Annotated in this window: 18 protein-coding genes; 1 reads left to right on the forward strand and 17 read right to left on the reverse strand. The window is 68.7% G+C overall.

Translation table 11 applies throughout. The annotated features are described in order from the left end of the window. Positions 1–74: 74 nt before the first annotated feature. From ACLIME_RS05965 to ACLIME_RS06045, 17 genes are all read right to left on the reverse strand, one after another. Positions 75–371, reverse strand: a complete 297-nt coding sequence (locus ACLIME_RS05965; protein ID WP_064296991.1) for a YggT family protein — start codon at positions 369–371, stop codon at positions 75–77. Between the two features lie 7 nt (positions 372–378). Then, positions 379–894 carry a cell division protein SepF gene (locus ACLIME_RS05970; RefSeq protein WP_079706012.1) on the reverse strand — a complete coding sequence of 172 codons (516 nt, stop codon included), beginning with the start codon at positions 892–894 and terminating at the stop codon, positions 379–381. A 44-nt stretch (positions 895–938) separates the two neighbouring features. Then, positions 939–1,652 (reverse strand): YggS family pyridoxal phosphate-dependent enzyme, encoded by a 714-nt coding sequence (locus tag ACLIME_RS05975; RefSeq protein ID WP_411558417.1) that lies wholly within the window; start codon positions 1,650–1,652, stop codon positions 939–941. Then, complete coding sequence (ftsZ, locus tag ACLIME_RS05980) at positions 1,652–2,908, reverse strand: cell division protein FtsZ (RefSeq protein WP_079706013.1); 1,257 nt, start codon at positions 2,906–2,908, stop codon at positions 1,652–1,654. Before ftsZ ends, ACLIME_RS05975 begins: the two co-directional genes overlap by 1 nt. Positions 2,909–3,067: 159 nt before the next feature. After that, the gene (locus ACLIME_RS05985) at positions 3,068–4,168 is read right to left on the reverse strand and encodes an FtsQ-type POTRA domain-containing protein (RefSeq protein WP_411558418.1); all 1,101 of its coding nucleotides are present in this window, start codon (positions 4,166–4,168) and stop codon (positions 3,068–3,070) included. A 10-nt stretch (positions 4,169–4,178) separates the two neighbouring features. Continuing rightward, positions 4,179–5,591 carry a UDP-N-acetylmuramate--L-alanine ligase gene (murC, locus tag ACLIME_RS05990; protein WP_411558419.1) on the reverse strand — a complete coding sequence of 471 codons (1,413 nt, stop codon included), beginning with the start codon at positions 5,589–5,591 and terminating at the stop codon, positions 4,179–4,181. 27 nt (positions 5,592–5,618) lie between these two features. Beyond that, positions 5,619–6,716 carry a UDP-N-acetylglucosamine--N-acetylmuramyl-(pentapeptide) pyrophosphoryl-undecaprenol N-acetylglucosamine transferase gene (locus tag ACLIME_RS05995; RefSeq protein ID WP_411558420.1) on the reverse strand — a complete coding sequence of 366 codons (1,098 nt, stop codon included), beginning with the start codon at positions 6,714–6,716 and terminating at the stop codon, positions 5,619–5,621. Next, on the reverse strand, positions 6,713–8,014 hold the full coding sequence (gene ftsW, locus ACLIME_RS06000; protein WP_411558421.1) for a putative lipid II flippase FtsW: 1,302 nt from the start codon (positions 8,012–8,014) through the stop codon (positions 6,713–6,715). The genes ACLIME_RS05995 and ftsW overlap by 4 nt, the downstream gene beginning before the upstream one ends. Further along, on the reverse strand, positions 7,992–9,503 hold the full coding sequence (murD, locus tag ACLIME_RS06005) for a UDP-N-acetylmuramoyl-L-alanine--D-glutamate ligase (protein ID WP_124769402.1): 1,512 nt from the start codon (positions 9,501–9,503) through the stop codon (positions 7,992–7,994). The genes ftsW and murD overlap by 23 nt, the downstream gene beginning before the upstream one ends. After that, entirely contained in the window at positions 9,500–10,597 is a 1,098-nt protein-coding gene (gene mraY, locus ACLIME_RS06010; protein ID WP_079706018.1) for a phospho-N-acetylmuramoyl-pentapeptide-transferase, read from the reverse strand. Before mraY ends, murD begins: the two co-directional genes overlap by 4 nt. After that, on the reverse strand, positions 10,594–12,000 hold the full coding sequence (locus tag ACLIME_RS06015; protein WP_124769403.1) for a UDP-N-acetylmuramoyl-tripeptide--D-alanyl-D-alanine ligase: 1,407 nt from the start codon (positions 11,998–12,000) through the stop codon (positions 10,594–10,596). The genes mraY and ACLIME_RS06015 overlap by 4 nt, the downstream gene beginning before the upstream one ends. Continuing rightward, the gene (locus ACLIME_RS06020) at positions 12,000–13,544 is read right to left on the reverse strand and encodes a Mur ligase family protein (protein ID WP_241160896.1); all 1,545 of its coding nucleotides are present in this window, start codon (positions 13,542–13,544) and stop codon (positions 12,000–12,002) included. Before ACLIME_RS06020 ends, ACLIME_RS06015 begins: the two co-directional genes overlap by 1 nt. Positions 13,545–13,570: 26 nt before the next feature. Further along, positions 13,571–15,343 carry a peptidoglycan D,D-transpeptidase FtsI family protein gene (locus tag ACLIME_RS06025; RefSeq protein ID WP_079706019.1) on the reverse strand — a complete coding sequence of 591 codons (1,773 nt, stop codon included), beginning with the start codon at positions 15,341–15,343 and terminating at the stop codon, positions 13,571–13,573. A 73-nt stretch (positions 15,344–15,416) separates the two neighbouring features. Beyond that, positions 15,417–16,010 (reverse strand): hypothetical protein, encoded by a 594-nt coding sequence (locus ACLIME_RS06030; protein WP_064297001.1) that lies wholly within the window; start codon positions 16,008–16,010, stop codon positions 15,417–15,419. Next, positions 16,007–16,960 (reverse strand): 16S rRNA (cytosine(1402)-N(4))-methyltransferase RsmH, encoded by a 954-nt coding sequence (gene rsmH, locus ACLIME_RS06035; protein ID WP_124769406.1) that lies wholly within the window; start codon positions 16,958–16,960, stop codon positions 16,007–16,009. Before rsmH ends, ACLIME_RS06030 begins: the two co-directional genes overlap by 4 nt. Positions 16,961–17,099: 139 nt before the next feature. Beyond that, entirely contained in the window at positions 17,100–17,531 is a 432-nt protein-coding gene (gene mraZ, locus ACLIME_RS06040) for a division/cell wall cluster transcriptional repressor MraZ (protein WP_064297003.1), read from the reverse strand. A gap of 314 nt (positions 17,532–17,845) precedes the next feature. Next, positions 17,846–18,220 (reverse strand): DUF3040 domain-containing protein, encoded by a 375-nt coding sequence (locus ACLIME_RS06045; RefSeq protein ID WP_064297004.1) that lies wholly within the window; start codon positions 18,218–18,220, stop codon positions 17,846–17,848. Between the two features lie 75 nt (positions 18,221–18,295). Between ACLIME_RS06045 and ACLIME_RS06050 the strand changes: the two genes are divergently transcribed. Next, positions 18,296–19,396 carry a polyprenyl synthetase family protein gene (locus ACLIME_RS06050; protein WP_411558422.1) on the forward strand — a complete coding sequence of 367 codons (1,101 nt, stop codon included), beginning with the start codon at positions 18,296–18,298 and terminating at the stop codon, positions 19,394–19,396. Positions 19,397–19,401 lie beyond the last annotated feature (5 nt).

Consider the following 19,401-nt stretch of genomic DNA (forward strand, 5'->3'; position numbering starts at 1 on the left):
TCCCGTCAGGTGACGGGCGTTCTATCGTAGCCGCACAATCGGGGTGAACTCTGCGCGGGCACCGGCGTCGGCGGCTACAGGAGCTGGACGAGCGTCATCGCGATGATGCAACACAGCATCGTGAGCGTCCAACCGAAGTCGAGCGCGACGGGACCGACCGCGACGCGCGGCAGGACACGGCGGAAGAACCGGATCGGCGGGTCGGTGACCGTGAAACTGAGCTCGGCGAGGACCAGGCCGACGCCCGACGGTCGCCACTGCGGTCGGAGTACCCGAGCCAGGTCGAGGATGAACCGCGCCCAGAGGACGAAGAAGTACAGGAGCAGCGCGAGATAGAGGATCGTGCCGATCACGGAGATGAGAGAAGCCACCCCTCGATTATGACTGAGCGAAGAAGGTCGCCTCGGTCGCTTCCGGTGCGCCCTGCCCGTTGTCGCCGGAAACGGCGACGTGCTCGGGCGAGAGCAGGAAGACCTTGCTCGTCACTCGCTCGATCTTCCCGTAGAGGCCCTGCGAGAGGCCACTGGCGAAGTCGATGAGGCGTCGGGCGTCGCCGTCGCTCATCTGGGAGAGGTTGATGATGACCGGGACACCGTCGCGGAAGCTCTCGGCGATGATCTGAGCGTCGCGGTACTGCTTGGGGTGCACCGTGAGGATCTCGTTGAGGTCGGAGCTCGGGGCGACCGGCTGGCGGACCGGGACCGGCTTGCGCAGCGGGGTCACGGGAGCGGCCTTCTCGACGCGCTCGACACGCTCTGCGCGCTCGGGACGTTCTGCCCGGCGAGGCTCGGACTGCTGCGTGGGCTCGGCCTGGGCAGCGTGCTGCTGCTCGTACTCGAGATCATCGTCGGCGAGCCCGAGGTACACCATGGTCTTCTTCAGTGGGTTCGACATCGTTTCCTCCGTGATCTGCGGTCCTTGCACCTTTGAGATTAACGTCACACCGGACGATTCCCGGTGATTGCCGTGCCGATGCGTAGGTGTGTCGCGCCCGCTTCGATCGCCTCGACGTAGTCGTGGCTCATCCCGATCGACAGGCCGTCGGCCTGCGGAGCGAGGGATCGCACCCGCGCGGACGCCGCGACGACCCGCGCGAACGCGGCGGCCGGTGGCTCGTCGAGCGGCGCGACGGCCATCACGCCTCGCAGGAGGACGCCTTCGGCTTCGAGCGTCTCCGTGGCGAGCGCTTCCAGCGCCTCGTCGCCGACCACACCGCCTCGACCCGGGTCGTCGGTCAGGTTCACCTGGAGGAACACCTCGATGAGGCGGTCTGGTGATGACAGCGCGCGCAGGAGTTCGGGCCGGTCCACCGAGTGCACGGCGTCGACGTATCGGCGCACCTGCTTGGCCTTGTTCGTCTGCAACTGGCCGATGAAGTGCCACCGCAACCCGAGTCCGGCGGCCGCCTCGGCCTTGTCGCGGGCCTCCGGGTGTCGGTTCTCCCCCACGTCGGTGACCCCCGCGGCCGCGAGCTGCTGCACGAGTGCGACCGGGTGGAACTTCGTCACGACGATGAGCGTCGGCTCGTGGGTGCGACCGGCCGCACGGGCGGCGTCTGCGACGCGGCCGCGGATCGCGGCGAGGCGATCGAGCAGAGCCGGATCGGGCTCCGAAGAGCCCGACCCGGCCGGGGTGATCGTGTCGCCGCCCACTACTTCAGGAAGTCGGGGATGTCCAGCTCGCCCTCGTCGTCGAACGAGGGGTCGACGACGGCGGTCTCGACGACCGCTTCAGGCTGGCGGTGCGTCGCGCCGGAGAAGGGCGAGGACGCGTTCTGCCTGGAGCCCCAGTCGCCGCCGGAGGCGACCGGCGCCGCAGCGGGCGCCGAGCGGTGCTCGGACGACTCGGAGGCCGTGTTGGCCGAGGTGCTGATGGGAGCACTGGGTGCCTCGTCCGAGGTGCTCATCACGCCGCCCGAGATGACCGCGTCGGCCGGCGAGGCCGCCGTCCTGGTGAGGGGCTCACCGCCGTCGAATCCGGCGGCGATGACCGTCACGCGCACCTCGTCGCCGAGGGTGTCGTCGACGACCGCACCGAAGATGATGTTCGCCTCGGGGTGCACGGCCTCCTGGACGAGCTTGGCGGCGTCATTGATCTCGAAGATGCCGAGGTTCGAGCCACCCTGGATGGACAGCAGGACACCGTGGGCGCCCTCGATGCTCGCTTCGAGGAGCGGTGAGGCGACGGCGAGTTCGGCCGCCTTGATGGCACGATCCGCGCCACGCGAGGAGCCGATACCCATCAGGGCGGAGCCGGCTCCCTGCATGACCGACTTGACGTCGGCGAAGTCGAGGTTGATGAGACCGGGGGTGGTGATGAGGTCGGTGATGCCCTGGACGCCGGCGAGGAGCACCTGGTCGGCGGTCGCGAAGGCCTCGAGCATGCTGATGCCGCGGTCGCTGATCTCCAGCAGGCGGTCGTTCGGCACGACGATGAGCGTGTCGACCTCCTCCTTCAGGCGGGCGACGCCGAGCTCGGCCTGGGCCTGACGGCGACGACCCTCGAAGCCGAAGGGCTTCGTGACGACACCGATGGTCAGCGCACCGATCGACTTCGCGATCCGTGCCACGACGGGTGCGCCACCGGTTCCGGTACCGCCACCCTCACCGGCGGTGACGAACACCATGTCGGCGCCGGCGATGGCCTCTTCGATCTCCTCGGCGTGATCCTCCGCCGCACGGCGTCCGACCTCGGGGTCGGCGCCGGCGCCGAGGCCGCGGGTGATCTCGCGGCCGACGTCGAGCTTGACGTCGGCATCGCTCATCAGCAGCGCCTGCGCGTCCGTGTTGATGGCGATGAATTCCACGCCTCGGAGGCCGAGCTCGATCATGCGGTTGACCGCGTTCACGCCGCCGCCGCCGATACCGACGACCTTGATGACGGCGAGGTAGTTCTGGTTTGTAGTCACTTCAGGCCTCCGTGAGAACTCTCAACCTCTAGTTAAGGTTTAAAGTTATGCTGCGTATGCATTTTCTGTCCTGAGCACGACGTTAGGGCCCAGCCCCGACCGTGTCGGGACGCTTCCGGGCGTGTCGGCACATCGACGGGAATATCCCGGCGCGCTTCCTCAGCGAACGATCGCGGCGGAGGGCGACGACACGTCGTACTGGTTCACCTGGGACGGGTCGGTGGCCGCCATCGTGGTCGCGAGGATCCGCGCTTTCAGGACCGAGTCCTCCGCACTCCCCCACACGACTTCGGCGGGCGAGTCCACGAGCGTGAGGGTGACGTCGTCCGCGGTCGACGCCGAGACGGACGCCACGCGGGCGCGGAGATCGGCCGGGAGCGCGCGGATCACCGCCGCCGCGGCGACGAAGCCCTTCGAGGTCGGGCCGCCGGTGACCATGAGCGTGGGATACCCGGCGATCGGTTGGTCGCTGCGCTCGATGGTGACCCCGGCGGCGTCGACGAGGGTGTACACCGATCCTGATTGCAGCACGCCCACCGGCTCGCGTTCGACGATCCGCACGACGAGCGTGCTCGGGGGCTGGGATTCGAGGGAGTAGCTCGCGATGAGCGGGTATCCGACGAGCACCGCCTTGACGGCGCCCGCATCGACCAGCGCGAGTGGGCGACCCAGCTGGTCGCTGAGCGCCTCGGTGATCTCGGCCTGGTTGACCCGGCTCGCACCGACGACCTCGATGGACCGGACGGCCAGCAGCGGCGAATAGGCTCCGGCGAGCGAGACGACGATCAGGACGGCGAGGATCGCGGCCGCGATCACCCAGGGACGGTGGCGACCCCGCTTGCGGGCCGTGAACCGACGGATCTCCTGGCGTTCGTGACGACGTCGCAGCTTGGCGGCCTCACGCGGGGTGAGGAACGCCTCATCCTCCGGTTCGTCCGGGCGCTCCAGGGTCGCCGTCGCCGAGGCGGAGGACGTCGCCGCCGGTTTCGCACCGACCTTCGACGATGGTGCCGGCGTCGATGAGGCTGACGCCGACTTCGACTTCGACTTGGACCTCGAGCCCGACGGCTGGGACGGTGCGCCGGCACCCGACCGCTTCGGCCGGAGCCGCGCGGCGTCCAGCTCGATGACGTCCGTCTCCTGCTCTGTGACGGGCTCAGCAGGCGCGGCGGCGCGGTCGACCGGCGCGGACGCCGACGGTCGCGCCTGGCGCTCGGGGCGCGGACCGGCCGCGGGGTCGAAGCCGTCCGGGCGCTTCACCGGACGCCCATCAGACGGACTCGCGACCGGCGATGGCCTCGAGGAGCTGCGGCACGATGCGATAGACGTCGCCGCATCCGAGCGTGATGACGAAGTCACCGGGTCGCACGACCGTCGCCGTGTAGTCCGCGGCGCGCTGCCAGTCGTCGATGTACGCGACGCGGTCCGCGTCGGAGAACCGGGTCGACACCGTGGCACCGGTCACACCGGGCTCGGGGTCCTCGCGCGCGCCGTAGACCTCGAGCACGACCGTGTGGTCGGCGTACCGTTCGAGGGCGTCGGCGAACTCCTGGGCGAACAGGCGGGTCCGGCTGTACAGGTGCGGCTGGTGGACCGCGATGATGCGTCCGTCGCCGACCACCGTGCGCGCGGCGGCGAGAGCGGCGGCGACCTCGGTGGGGTGGTGCGCGTAGTCGTCGTAGACACTGACACCGTCGACGACCCCGTGCAGCTCGAATCGACGCTGCGTTCCGCCGAAGGCGCTGATGCCTCGGAGCGCGTCCGCCGGGTCGAACCCGACACCGACGAGGACGGCGAAGGCGCCGGCGGCGTTGATCGCGTTGTGGCGCCCGGGCACGCGGAGGGTCGCCGCGTAGCTGGTGCCCTCATAGCTGAGCTGGAACGAGACCGGACCGGTGGAGCCGACGTCGTGCAGTCGGACGTCCGCGTCGGGGGCCTCTCCGAAGGTCAGCACGCGCTTGCCGTCGGCGGCCGCGCGAAGCGCCGGGGTGATCCGGACCGCGCCGGCGTCGTCCGAGGAGATGACGACAAGTTCGCGAGCCTGCTGTGCGAAGGTCACGAACGCCTGCTCGAACGCTTCGAGCGAGCCGTAGTGGTCCAAGTGGTCGGGGTCGATGTTCGTGATGAGCGCGACGGCCGTGTCGTAGAGCAGGAACGAACCGTCGGACTCGTCCGCCTCGACGACGAACAGTTCTCCGGCGCCGCGGGCCGAGCTCAGCCCGAGGGACTCGATCACGCCACCGTTGACGAAGCTGGGATCGGCACCGAGCTCCAGGAGCGCCGTGATGATCATGCCGGTCGACGTCGTCTTCCCGTGGGCCCCCGCGACGGAGACGAGCCGTGTCCCGGAGGTCAGCCACGCGAGAGCCTGCGACCGGTGCAGGATCGTCAGACCCCGTTCCTTCGCCAGCAGGTACTCGGGATTGTCCGCCCACAGCGCTCCGGTCACGACGAGGGTGTCCGCGTCACCGACGTTCTGTGCATCGTGGCCGATGGCGACGGGGACGCCGAGCTCGCGCAGGGCGTCGATGTTCTTCGACTCGCGCACGTCCGAGCCGGTCACGCGCGATCCGGCGCTCACGAACAACCGTGCGATGCCGCTCATCCCGCTGCCGCCGATTCCGACGAAGTGCACGACGCCGAGGTCGGCGGGGATCTCGACGGTGGGGTCTGGCTTGATCACGGTGTCACGCTTTCTGGGAAGACTGGATCACCGGCCGCGCACGCGCTGCACCGATGGTTGGAGCGCCTCATCGATGAGGGCGATGACGCGAGCCGTGCCGTCGGAGACACCGACGCTCTTGGATTGGGCGGCCAGGTCGTCGACCCGGTGCCGATCGCTCAGCAACGGGACGAGGTGCTCACGCACCCAGGCTGGCACGAACTGCGCGTCATCTACCATAACCGCTCCCCCGGCACGCACGACGTCGGCGGCGTTGAAGCGCTGCTCACCGTTGCCGACCGGGTAGGGCACGTAGACGGCGGGGAGCCCGACCGCGCACAGCTCACTGACGGTGGCGCTGCCAGCACGCGACACCGCGAAGTCGGCTGCGGCGATGGCGAGCTCCATCCGGGAGCAGTACTCGAGGAGGTGGTAGTGGGCGACACCGGGATCTGAGATCTCGCTCTTCGCACCCGTGATGTGGAGCACCTGCCAGCCTGCCGCGACGATGTCTTCGGCGCTCTGGCTCATCGTCGCGTTGATCCGTCTCGCGCCGAGCGAACCGCCGGTGACGAGCAGCAGTGGTCGGTCCGACGCGAGGCCGAACTCGGCGAGGGCCGCCGGCCGGAGCGCCTCGCGGTCCAACTCCTCGATCTCGCGACGCAGCGGCATGCCGACGAAGCGTGCGTTGCGGATGGGCGTGTGGTGGAAGGCGACACCGACGTAGGGCGTGTACCTCGCGCCGAGCCGGTTCGCGAGGCCCGGACGAGCGTTCGCCTCGTGGATGACCAGCGGGACACCGGCGCGCCTGGCAGCCGTGTACGCCGGTGCGGCCGCGTAGCCGCCGAAACCGATCACGACGTCCACCCGATGCTCCCGGATCATCGCGACCACGGCTGCGACCGTCCGACGGAGGCGACCGGGGAAGCGGAGCGCATCGACGTTCGGCCGGCGGGGGAAGGGCAGTTTGAGGATCGTGAGCAATTCGTAGCCGCGTTCCGGGACGAGTCGCGCCTCGAGGCCCTCCGCCGTACCGACGACGAGGATCGTCGCTTCGGGGTCTCTGGCGCGGAGTCCGTCGGCCACCGCCAACAGCGGATTGACATGGCCGGCGGTGCCGCCGCCGGCGAGGAGGTAGGTGGTCATCGGGTGGCTCCGGAGGATTGGGGACGTCGAGCGGGTGTCCGACGGGACTGCTGGGACGCGGGGCGCCCCCGCTCCCGGGCGAAGGACAGGACGATCCCGATCGCGACGAGGGTGGTGAGCAGCGCCGTGCCGCCCGAGGACAAGAGTGGTAACGGCACGCCGAGCACCGGGAGGACTCCGAGGACGACGCCGATGTTCACGAGCGCCTGGCCGATGATCCAGGCCATGACGGCGCCGGTGGTGATCCTCACGAAGGAGTCGTCGCTGGTGCGGATCACCCGGATGAACATGACGGCGAGGAAGACGAACAGCCCGAGGACGAGGACGGCGCCGATGAGGCCCAGCTCCTCGCCGATCGCCGCGAAGATGAAGTCGTTCGAGATCGCCGGCAGCCACCCGTACTTCGCGCGCGAGTTGCCGAGGCCGACTCCCCAGAGGCCGCCGTTCGCCAGCGCCCACGTGCCGTGGGTCGACTGCCAGTCGGCGTTCTCGTAGTCCCCCTTGCCGTCGCCGAAGAACGCCATGATGCGCTGCATGCGGTTGGCGCTCGTGACGGCCATGATGAGGAACAGCACGGCCCCCGCGACCACGGGGATCGCGATGTAGCGCAGTCGCACTCCGGCGAAGTACAGCGCCGAGAACACGATGAGGGCCATGATCACGACGGTACCGAGGTCGCCACCGAGCAGGACGAGGCCGATGGAGAGACCGGCGAAGGGGATGACCGGGATCAGGGCGTGCTTCCACTCGAGGAGACGCGGTTGCTTGATCGTCAGCACGAGCCCGAGCCACACGACCAGTGCGAGCTTGACCGCTTCCGAGGGCTGCGCGGTGAAGCCGCCGATCTCGATCCAGTTGCGGTTGCCACCGATCTCGTAGCCGAGCGGTGTGAAGACGAGCAGTTGGAGGCCCATGGCGACCAGGAGGAACACCCACGCCCACTTCTTCCAGAACCGTGCCGGGAAGCGGCTCACGATGAGCATGAGCGGAACACCGATCATCGCGAACGTCGCCTGGCGCCAGAACAGCCCGAAGTACCCGTCGCCGGCCTCGTAAGACTCGACGGAGGATGAGGACAGCACCATGACGAGCCCGAGCCCGACGAGGAACAGGGTGACACCCAGCAGGAGGAAGTAGTTCTTCGACTCCGGACGCAGCACCTTGCCCAGCGAGATCCGCGCACTCGACATGCCTCTCGGCGACGTCGGTGCGTCGGGTGTCCCACTGCCTGAGGCGACCGTCGTCATCCGGGACGACGACCGCACGCGGCGCGGGTCAGCGCGAGGCGGATCGATCATCCGCCTCACCTCCCAGCTCTGCTTCGACGGCGGCCTGGAACAGGCGACCACGGTGTCCGTAGTCCGTGAACTGGTCCATCGAGGCGGCTGCAGGAGCGAGGAGCACGGTGTCCCCTGCCTGCGCGACCTCGGCGGCCCGGCGAACGGCCTCCGGCATGACGTGTTCAGTCTCCGCTGCGTCGACCTCGATGACGGTCAGGGTCGGCGCGTGTCGCGCGAATGCCGCGAGGACCTCCGAGCGGTCGGCGCCGATCACGACGGCCGCGCGCAGGTGGTCGGCGTGCCGCTCCACCAGATGATCGATCGAGACGCCCTTCAACAGGCCTCCGACGATCCACACCACCGAGCGGTAGGCGGCGAGCGAGGCGTCGGCGGCGTGCGGATTGGTGGCCTTCGAGTCGTCGATCCAGTCCACCTCGAGCCTCCGCGCGATGAGCTGGATCCGGTGCGCGTCCAGGCCGAACGACAGCAGGGTGTCGCGCACGGCCTCGACCGTGATGCCGGCGGCCCGGGCGAGTGCCGCTGCCGCCAGGATGTTGGCGACGATGTGCGGGGCGGCGAGCCCGCGCTGGGCGAGCGCTTCGACCGTCGTGATCTCGAGGGCGCTCGTCCGACGGTCGTCGAGGAACGCGCGGTCGACCAGGATGCCGTCCACGACGCCGAAGTCGCTCGGTCCGGGGACGTCGAGGCCGAACCCGACGGCTCGGGCGCCGTCGACGACCTCGGCCTCCTCGACCATCGACATCGTCGCCGCGTCAGCGCGGTTGTAGACGCACGCGATTTTCGTGTTCTCGTACACCACGGCCTTCGCCGCCCGGTACGCCGCGGCGGAGCCGTGCCAGTCGAGGTGGTCGTCGGCGAGGTTCAGGCAGACGCTGGCGAGCGGCGAGACGATGCTCCGACCGCCCTGCAGGCCGAGGGTGTGCAACTGGTAACTCGAGAGCTCGACGACGAAGAAGTCGAAGCCCTGCGGATCACGGACGGCGTCCAGGACCGGGACGCCGATGTTGCCGCAGGGCGCCGCCCGGAAGCCCGCCTCGACGAGCATCGACGCCGTCAGCTGAACGGTCGTGGTCTTGCCGTTCGTGCCGGTGACGCAGATCCACTCAGCCGGGGTGCCGACCTTGTCGCGGACCCGCCAGGCGAGCTCGATGTCGCCCCAGACGGCGACCCCGGCCGCCTGCGCCCACGCGACGACGGGGTGGTCGGGGTGGAAGCCGGGTGACACGACGACGAGTTCCGGAGCGAACTCCACGAGCTCGGACGGCACGGTCGACAGGTCCCGCTGGATGAGACGCGCACCGATGACGCCGACGAGTTCGGCACGTTCGTCCGCGGCCTCGCCGGCCAGGACCAGTACCTCCGAGCCGAGCTCGGTGAGCGTGTCAGCGACGGAGAACCCGGTCATGCCGAGCCCCAGGACGGCGACCCGGAGTCCGCGCCAGTCGGCGTGCCAGCTCCGGAGTCCGTCGAGGCGCTCGGCGCTCAACGGCTCAGCCACTCGAGGTAGAAGGAACCCACACCCGCGGCGACGAGCAGACCACCGATGATCCAGAAGCGGACGACGACGGTGACCTCAGCCCAACCCTTGAGTTCGAAATGGTGGTGGATGGGGCTCATGAGGAAGATGCGCTTGCCGTGGGTCACCTTGAAGTAGGCGCGTTGCACGATCACCGAACCGGCTTCGATCACGAACAGCCCGCCGACGAGCACCAGGAGGAGCTCGGTCTTGCTGAGGATGGCCAGCGCCGCGAGTGCTCCACCGAGCGCCAACGAACCGCTGTCGCCCATGAAGATCTGTGCCGGCGAGGTGTTCCACCAGAGGAACCCGATGAGCGCGCCCACGATCGCCGCGGCGACCACGGCGAGGTCGAGCGGATCCCGGACGTCGTAGCACTTGTAGGCCACGTCGGAGGCGAGCGAGGAGCTGAAGCAGGACTGGTTGAACTGCCAGAACCCGATGATGATGTACGAGCCGATCGCGAGGATCGAGGCACCGGTGGCGAGCCCGTCGAGCCCGTCGGTGACGTTCACGCCGTTCGACGTCGCCGCCACGATCACCGAGGTCCAGAGGATGTACAGCAGGATGCCGATCACCGGGATGCCGATCGCCATGAAGTTGATCGGGATGTCGCGGATGATCGAGATGTTCGTCGATGCCGGGGTGAACCCCTCGGTGTTCGGGAAGTTGATCGCTAGGACGGCGAACACCGTCGCGACGATGAGCTGCCCGGAGACCTTCGCCCACCCACCGAGGCCGAGGCTCTGCTTCTTGCGGACCTTGAGGAAGTCGTCGATGAACCCGACGATGCCGAGTCCGACCATCATCAACAGGACCAGGAGCGCCGAGACGCCGACCTGCTCTTGGAAGATCAGATAGCTCGCGAAGAAGCCGACGAGGGTACCGACGATGATGATGACGCCGCCCATCGTCGCGGTTCCGCGCTTGGTGTGGTGGCTCTGCGGTCCGTCGTCGCGGATGAACTGACCCCAGGCGAGTTTGCGGAACGCTCTGATGAAGAGCGGGGTCAGGAAGAGGGAGAACGCCAGCGAGATCGCTCCCGCGGCCAACAGGACTCTCATGCGTACAACTCCCCCAGTCGATCGCCCAGCAACCGGAGCCCGGCCGCGTTCGACGATTTCACGAGCACGGTGTCGCCCGGGGCGATCTCCGCGCTCAAGTACGCGAACGCCTCGTCCGCGGTCGCGAAGTACACCGACTCGCCGTCCCACGACCCTTCGTTGATCGCGGTGATGTGCATGCGGCGGGCCTCGGGGCCGACCACGACGAGGCGGCCGATGCCGAGCCGGACGACCTGGAGTCCGATGCGGTCGTGTTCCTCGCCCGCCCAGTCGCCGAGTTCGCTCATGGCACCGAGCACCGCGATGGTCCGGCCGCGTTCAGCACCGATCTGGGCGAGGGTCCGGATGGCGGCCGACATCGAGTCGGGGCTCGCGTTGTAGGCGTCGTTGATGATGGACACGTCGTCGCGTCCGCCGAGGGGCTCCATCCGCCACCGCTCCGCCCTGCTCACGCTCTCGAGGGCGTCGACGATGAGGTCGATCTCCACGCCGAGTTCGTGGGCGGCTGCGGCCGCGGCGAGGGCGTTCATGACGTGGTGCTCACCGAGCACCTTGAACCGGACGGGCGCAGAGGAACCGTCGGGCAGGTGCAGCGTGAACGCGGTCCCGGACGCCGTCGCGACGATGTCGGTCGCTCGAACGGCGGCGCGGTCGTCGAGGCCGAACCAGAGCACGCGTGCCCGGGTGGCATCGGCCATACCGGCCACCCGTGGATCGTCGAGGTTGAGGACGGCGACATCCTCCGGGAGCAGCTCGGACACCATCTCGGTCTTCGCCGTGACGGTCGCTTCGATCCCGCCGAACTCCCCCGCGTGGGCGAGTCCGACCTTCAGGACCACGCCGATGTCGGGCTTCGCCATGCGGATGAGTCGGGCGATCTCGCCGATGCCGCTGGCACCCATCTCCGCGACGAGGAACCGCGTCTCGTTCGTCACGCGCAGCATGGTGATCGGCGCTCCGACCTCGTTGTTGAAGGAGGCCTTGGGGCTGACCGTCTCCCCGACGCGCTCGAGGACCGCGGCGAGGAGGTTCTTGGTCGTGGTCTTGCCGTTGGAGCCGGTGATACCGACGATCCGGAGTCGTCCGAGCGCGCGCACCCTCGTGATGACCTCGGTGGCGAGGGCACCGAGCGCGGTCACGGAGTTCTCGACGACGATCTGCGGCACGGCGACGGCCAGTTCTCGTTCGACGAGGAGCAGGGCGGCGCCGTTCGCGACCGCCGCATCGGCGAACAGATGTCCGTCGGTCTCCTCGCCGGGCTTCGCGACGAAGATGTCGCCGGGCGTGATGAGTCGGGAGTCGGTGTCGGCGACGCCGGACACGACGAGGCCGGGGTCAGCCGTACCGGGGATCAGTCGGCCGTCGGTCGCCGCGGCGATCTCGGTGAGGGTCAGGTCGATCATCAGAGCCACCCTGCCTCACGCAGCGCGTCGCGCGAGTCGTCGCGCGCCGAGTACGGGAGCTTCACACCGGCCACCTCGTGGTAGTCCTCGTGCCCAGGTCCGGCGTAGAGGATGGTGTCGCCCTGACCGGCCAGCGCGAGGGCGGTGCGGAACGCGGTCGCCGGGTCGGCGACCTCGTGCAACTCGCCGTCCGGTGCGGCTTCGCGGGCGGCTTCGAGGAGCACGCGTCGGATCGACGCCGGGTCCTCGCTCCGTGGATGGAAGTCGGTGACCACCACGACGTCGGCACCCCGGGCCGCGATCGCGCCCATGTCGCGACGCTTCGTCGTGTCGCGGTCTCCGTCGGCGCCGAACACCATGATGACCCGGCCCGGCGTGACGGCCCGGATGGCCGCGAGGGTGTTGAGGAACGCGTCTGGGCTGTGCCCGTAGTCGATGTACACGACCGGGCCGCGGTCGCCGCTGATCCGCTCGGCACGCCCGGGGATGTAGGCGTCGATGCCACCGTCCCGCTCGAGGGACTGAGCGATCATGTCGAACTCAACACCGGACTCGACGAGCATCACGATCGCGAGCGCGGCGTTCGCCGCCATGAACCAGCCGAGCAGCGGCACGCTCGTCACGAGCACCTGGTCGCCGGGGCCGTCGAGGCGGAACGTCGTGGAACCGGCGGTCTCCTCGAGGATCGTCATGCGCCAGTCGGCGTCGACCTCCGGGCGGGTCGTCAGGGTCGTCACCGGGATCCGGCTCTGCTCGACGAGCCGGCCGCCCCAGTCGGAATCGATCGTGACCACGCCTCGTCGGGCCCGGTCGGGTTCGAACAGCTCCCGCTTGGCCGCGAAGTACTCGTCGAAGTCGCCGTAGTCGTCGAAGTGGTCGTGACTGAGGTTGGTGAAGCCGACGACGTCGAAGACGATGCCGTCGACGCGGTGCCTGGTCAGCGCCTGGGCGGAGACCTCGATGGCGACCGCGCGCACCTCGGACTCGCGCATGCGCGCGAGCAACGCGTGCAGCTCGCTGGCCTCCGGCGTGGTGAGGGAGCTCGTCACCGCGAGGTCGCCGATGCGCCGCTCCGCGGTCGAGCTCAGACCGGAGACGATCCCGAGTTGCGCGAGCATGCCGCTCAGGAGGTAGACCACGCTCGTCTTACCGTTGGTGCCGGTCACGCCGAACAACGTCGGCGGCTCCTCGGCGGTGCGGTAGACCCAGGCGGCGAGGTGGCCGAGGGCGGCACGCGGCTCCGGCACGACGATGATCGGCAGACCGGCCGCTGCGGCCAGGTCTCGTCCGGCGTCGTCCGTCAGCACCGCGACGGCGCCGCGTTCCTTCGCCTGCTCCGCGTACGCGGCACCGTGGGCACGGACACCCGGCATGCCGATGTAGAGGTCACCGGGCTCGACGGCACCGGAGCTCAGACTGACACCGCTGATCTCCACGCCGTCGGCTGATCCGTGCAGGTCGAGGTCGAATTCGGTCACCAGCTGCGAGAGCGCCCGCCGTTGCGGATGTTCCGGTCTGAGGCTGATCGGGCCCTGATTGTTCACGCTGAGCCCATCCTTCATGAGGTCGTTCAAAATCTGAGCGGCAGGTTCGGTGCCGGCTCCGTGGACGGCTGCACTCCCCTGCTCTTCAGCACCTGGGTGGTCACATCCCGGAAGATGGGAGCGACCGCAGCCGATGTGTTCATCTTAACCGGGTCCGCCAGGTTCACCGAAACGACGAACTGCGGGGCCTCGGCGGGTGCGAAGCCGGCCATCGAGACGAGGTAACTCGAGCTGTATCCGCCATCGCCGTCCGGCTGCTGGGCCGTTCCGGTCTTCATCGCGACGCGGTAGCCGGGAACGTCGACGTTCGCCGCGACCCAGCTCTCCTGGTCGACCATCTCGAGCATGTCGCTGACCTGCTTCGCGGCATCGGGCGAGACGACCTGGGTCCCGGTCGCGTCGGGGACGTCCGTCACCGTGCCGTCCGCGTTGCGACACCCCTCGACGAGCTGCACCGGCATCCTGACGCCACCGTTCGCGATCGTCTGGTAGAGGCTGGCACCTTGGATGGCGGTCGTCGAGAAGCCCTGACCGAACATGGTCGCGTAGTCCGTCTGGTTGTCCCAGTCCGCCGGGTCGGACATCAGGCCTCCGGACTCGCTCGGGAAGCCGACCTCGGTCTTCTGGAGCTGACCGAACTTCTGGAAATACGCGTAGCGGGTGTCGGCACTCATCTTCTCGCCGAACTGTGAGATCCCCGTGTTGGACGACTCGACCATGACACCCGCCAGCGTGAGGTTCATGTCCTCGTGGAACTCGCTGTCGTTGATGTCGGCACCGTTCGACGGCTTGTACCGGAACGGAGCGACCACCTGGGAGTTCGGGTTCGCGACACCCTGGTCGATGAGTGCGGCGGCGGTGAGGGACTTGTACGTCGATCCCGGTTCGAACGGGGCCGCGAAGGCACGTGAGCCTCGGTCCTCGGCAGGCGTCGCGCTGACGTTGCCGGGGTCGACGGCCGGGTACTCGGCGACGGCGAGGAGCTTGCCGGTCTTGACCTCCATCACCGTGACGACGCCCCAGCTCGCACCGACCGCTTCGGCCTGCGCGGCGAGCGACTGCTGCGAGAACCACTGGATGTCCTTGTCGAGCGTGAGCACGACGTCGCCGCCGTCCTTCGCCGGCTTCGTCACCGTGGTGCCGGGGAGCGGGAGACCGCCGCTGCCCTTCTCGTAGGTCGTGCGACCGTCCTCCCCCGCGAGGCAGGAGTTCTCCATGAGTTCGACGCCCGCTTGCGCCTCGCCCTCCTCGCCGACGAAGCCGACGATGTTGCCGGCGACGGCACCGTTCGGGTACACCCGGTACGGCTCTTCCTTGAAGGTCGTCCACGGGATCTCCAACGCCTTGAGCGCGCGGAGCTGGTCGAGGGTGAGCTTCTTCGCAAGGAGGGCGTAGAGCGAGTCCTTGTCCGCGGCGAGGGCGTCCGTGATGAGCGCGAGGACCTCCGGGCCGGGCTTCCCGATGATCGCGCCGATCTCGTTCGTCGCCTGCTCGAGGGTGATCGTCTGCTCGGTGCCGTCGACGTCGCGTTCGAACGGTCCGGCGTCCTTCGGAGACGCCGCCATGCTGTAGCGCATCACCGCTTCGGCAAGCACCGAACCGTCGGAGGCGAGGATGCTGCCGCGGGTGGCGAGGATCGTGTCGCCCGTCTCGGTCTTCTCGAGGGATTCGGCGCTCAAGGCACTCGCGCGGACCACCTGGATGTCGACCAGACGGAGGACGAACAGCGTCATCACGATGGAGACCGCGACGATGGTGAACGCGAGGCGTCGGCGCGTGGTCTTCGTGTGTCTCACCATGATGCCCGCACCGCGTCCTCTCCTGACGTCGCACCTCCGAGCAGGGCGTCGTCCTCCACCGTGAGCCGTCCGGTCATCGTGTGGTCGGCGACGGCAGCCCGTCCTGCAACGGTACGGGCGGGGTGACAGCTTCCTGGCTCGACGCGCCGTCTGCGGCGGCGGCGTTCTGTCCGCCGACGAGCGGGAGCGTCGCTGCCTGTGCGTTCGGCACGAGGGCGGCGTTGAAGATCGGACTCGTGCTCGCCGACGCCGGCGTGGGCGTCCCCAGCACAGCGCCGTCGGAGAGCCGGAGGTAGGTCGGGAGCGAGTTGCCCACCATGCCGAGTGCCTGCGCGTTGACGGCGAGGTACTGCGGCGAGGCGAGGCGGTCGAGGTCCTCGGCCAGCGCGGCCGAGGTGCGGCCGAGTTCGACCTGCTTCCCCTCGAGCTGCTGGATCTGGTAGGCGCCCTGGCTCAGCCCGACGCTGAGGAGCAACTGGCCCACGACGATGGCGACGACCGCACCGACGACGATGACCGCGTACATGGGCCGTGGTCGGAGCTTCGAGCGCGCCCCGGTCGTGACCGCACGGATGTGCTGCCGTTCGGGGGCGGTCCGGGTCGGCTGCGGCCGAGCGCGCCCGAGCCGTTCGGGTGCGAGATCGAGTGCTGCGGTCGCTCCGCTCATGCTGGCCTCCTCAGCCGTTCAGCCGCGCGGAGTCGCACGGGTTTCGCTCTGGGGTTCTCGTCGATCTCCGCCTCGGTGGCGAGTTCGGCGCCCTTGACGAGGAGTTTCAGCTCCGCACTGTGCTCCGGGAGTTCGACGGGCAGGCCCGCCGGTGTGGTCGACTTCGCCCGGGTCTGGAGCTCGCGCTTGACGATCCGGTCCTCCAGCGACTGGTAGGACAGGAACACGATCCGGCCTCCGACCCGCAGCAGGTCGAGGGCGCGGGGCACGGCGGCCTCGAGGACCGACAGCTCCGCGTTGACCTCGATGCGCAGCGCCTGGAAGACCCGCTTGGCCGGGTGGCCGGTGCGACGTGCGGCCGCCGGCGTGGCCCGATCGATGAGCTCGACGAGCTGACCGGAACTCGTCAGGGGTCGCTGCTGGCGTTCCTCGACAATGCGGCGCGCGTAGCGCTGCGCCAACTTCTCGTCGCCGTACTCCCAGAAGATCTTCCGAAGTGCGACCTCGTCGTAGGTGGCGAGGATCGTCTCCGCCGTCAGCTCGCTCGAGGCGTCCATCCGCATGTCGAGTGGCGCGTCCTGCGAGTACGAGAAGCCGCGTTCGGTCCGATCGAGTTGCAGTGAGGAGACACCGAGGTCGAACAGGATCCCGTCCACCTGTGGGAACCCGAGCTCCTCGGCCGCCTCGTCGATGTCGTCGTAGACCGCTTTGACGAACCGGGCTCGCGACCCGAAGCGCTCGAGCCGCTCCTGAGCGATGTCGAGTGCATCGAGGTCTCGGTCGAGCCCGATGAGGGTCAACTGCGGGAACCGCTCGAGCATCGCTTCGGCGTGGCCCGCCATGCCGAGCGTGGCGTCGATGAGGACCGCGCCCTCGTGGGACACAGCGGGGGCGAGCAACTCGATGCATCGCTCGAGGAGGACCGGGGTGTGGATGTCGTTGATGGCCATATGCGTAATCCGGACGGTCCCTGACCCCTGATCCCCATCCGTTCCGACCTGGCACCGGGGAAGTGTGTCAGGGCGGGCTCCGACCTGGCACCGGGGAAGTGTGTCAGGGCGGGACGGCTGGGAGTCAGGGGGCAGGGCACTAGAAGAGTCCGGGGATCACCTCCTCGGCGGTCTCGGAGAAGACGCTCTCCTGTTCGGCGAGGTAGGACTCCCATGCCTCGGCGTCCCAGATCTCCGCGCGGCTGCCGGCGCCGATGACCACGAGGTCGCGGCTGAGCCCGGCGTACTGGCGGAGGTTGGACGGAATGGTCACGCGGTGCTGCTTGTCGGGGGTCTCGGCGCTCGCTCCGGAGAGGAACACGCGCAGGTAGTCGCGGGCCTGCTTGCTGGTGACCGGAGCCTGGCGGATCTTCTCGTGGAGCGCCTCGAACTCCCGCGTGCTGAAGACGTAGATGCAGTGCTCCTGGCCTCGAGTCATGACGACCCCGCCGGAGAGCTCATCGCGGAACTTCGCCGGCAGGATGATGCGGCCTTTTTCGTCGAGTTTGGGGGCGTGACTACCGAGGAACATACGCCCCCGCCCCCAATCGTTCTGGCCAACATCTTGGTTGGGCTCCACTTTACTCCACTTTGCACCACCAATGCAGCACATTCCCCCACATTGGACCATTTGCTCATGAAAAAACCCCGCAAAGTCAGGACTCTGCGGGGTGGAGGGAAATGGAGGAGTTTTGCCATACTCGGGACGATCAGGGAGGGCCCGAAACGACGAAACGGGGCCGATCCGAAGATCGGCCCCGTTTGGAGTCGTGGTGCGGCGGCGCCGCGAGGGAGGGAAGTGGAGTCAGGTGGCCGACCGAGGAGCGACCAGGAGACCGGGCCTCGCTACCGCTCGTCGCCCGACTGGCGCTTGTCCCAGCGGTCGTTGAAGCGGTCCATCAGACGCGAGGACTTCTGTCCTGCCGGCGCAGCCTGACGAGGTCGCGGCTGTTCGAGTGGAGCCCGGGTCGGCTTCGTCGCCACGAGCACGCCCGTGAGCATGATCGCGAACCCGAGCAGACCGACGATGGGCTGCTGGATCACGACTCCGAGCACGAGGCCGATCGCCCCGACCACCGCGATGAGGGAGCCGAGCGCGATTCCGCGGTAACTCGGTTTGCCCGCGCCAGCGCTGACCTTGGAGACGAAATCGGCATCGCTGCGGTAGAGGTGGCGTTCCATCTCATCGAGGAGCCGTTGCTCCTGCTCTGAAAGTGGCATCTGATTCCCCTCAAGGTCACACGACGCGACGTTGTTGATCGAGTCTAGCCACCGAAGCATGACTAGGCTAGGTGCGTGATCGAAAGCAATGAACTCGCCACCCTGGTGGGCCGCGGGCTCTCCGACTTTCTCTCCTCGCGAAGCTCCATTGTCGCGCAGATCGGCCCGGAGCTCTCCCCGTTCCTCGACTTCTCCCGGGAATTTCTCAGCGGTGGGAAGCGGTTCCGAGCACAGTTCTGCTTCCGGGGCTGGCAGGCCGTCTCGACCGGGAGGCACGCCAGCGGCCAGGGCGGCCTCGAGACCGTCATCGCGACGTGTGGAGCACTCGAGCTGTTCCACGCCGCGGCGCTCGTCCACGACGACATCATCGACAACTCCGACACCCGCCGGGGTGCACCGTCGGCTCACGTCTCCTTCGCGGAGTTGCACCGTCGCAGCCGATGGGACGGCGACCCGACCACCTTCGGCACCGGAGCCGCTACACTCCTCGGCGACCTGCTCCTCGGCTGGAGCGACGAACTCCTCGACGACGGACTCGACCAGCTGGACGACCGCACCGCCGCTCGCGCAGCGCGGGCTGAGTTCAACCGGATGCGGACCGAGGTCACGGCCGGCCAGTACCTCGACATCCTCGAGGAGCGCGCCTGGCGCGACGCCGCCGACGACGAACAGCGCCGCCGGGCCGAGCGCGTCCTGATCTTCAAATCGGCCAAGTACAGCATCGAGTCCCCGCTCGCGCTCGGGGCGCTCCTCGGCGGCGGGAACGAGCAGCAGCTCGCGTCGCTCCGCGGGTACGGCCTCCCCCTCGGCATCGCCTTCCAGCTGCGTGACGACCTCCTCGGCGTCTACGGCGATCCCGCCGTGACCGGCAAGCCGAGTGGCGACGACCTCCGCGAAGGGAAGCGAACCATCCTCATCGCGCTCACGAGGGAAGCCCTCCAGCCGGGCGCGCGCGCCATCCTCGACGAGCTGCTCGGGGATCCCGAACTCGACGACGACCAGATCGGCCTGCTCCAGGCGACCATCCGCGACAGCGGTGCCGTCGACCAGGTGGAGAAGCTCATCCAGGACCACGTCGCACGGGCGCTCTCCGCATTGGGCGAGGCTCCGATCAACGACGACGCCCGGGCCCACCTCCGCGGCCTCGCGGTCTCGGTCGCACGCCGCGAGACCTGAGCCGT

This window comes from Plantibacter sp. MPB07, assembly GCF_046619465.1.
GTDB lineage: Bacteria > Actinomycetota > Actinomycetes > Actinomycetales > Microbacteriaceae > Plantibacter > Plantibacter auratus.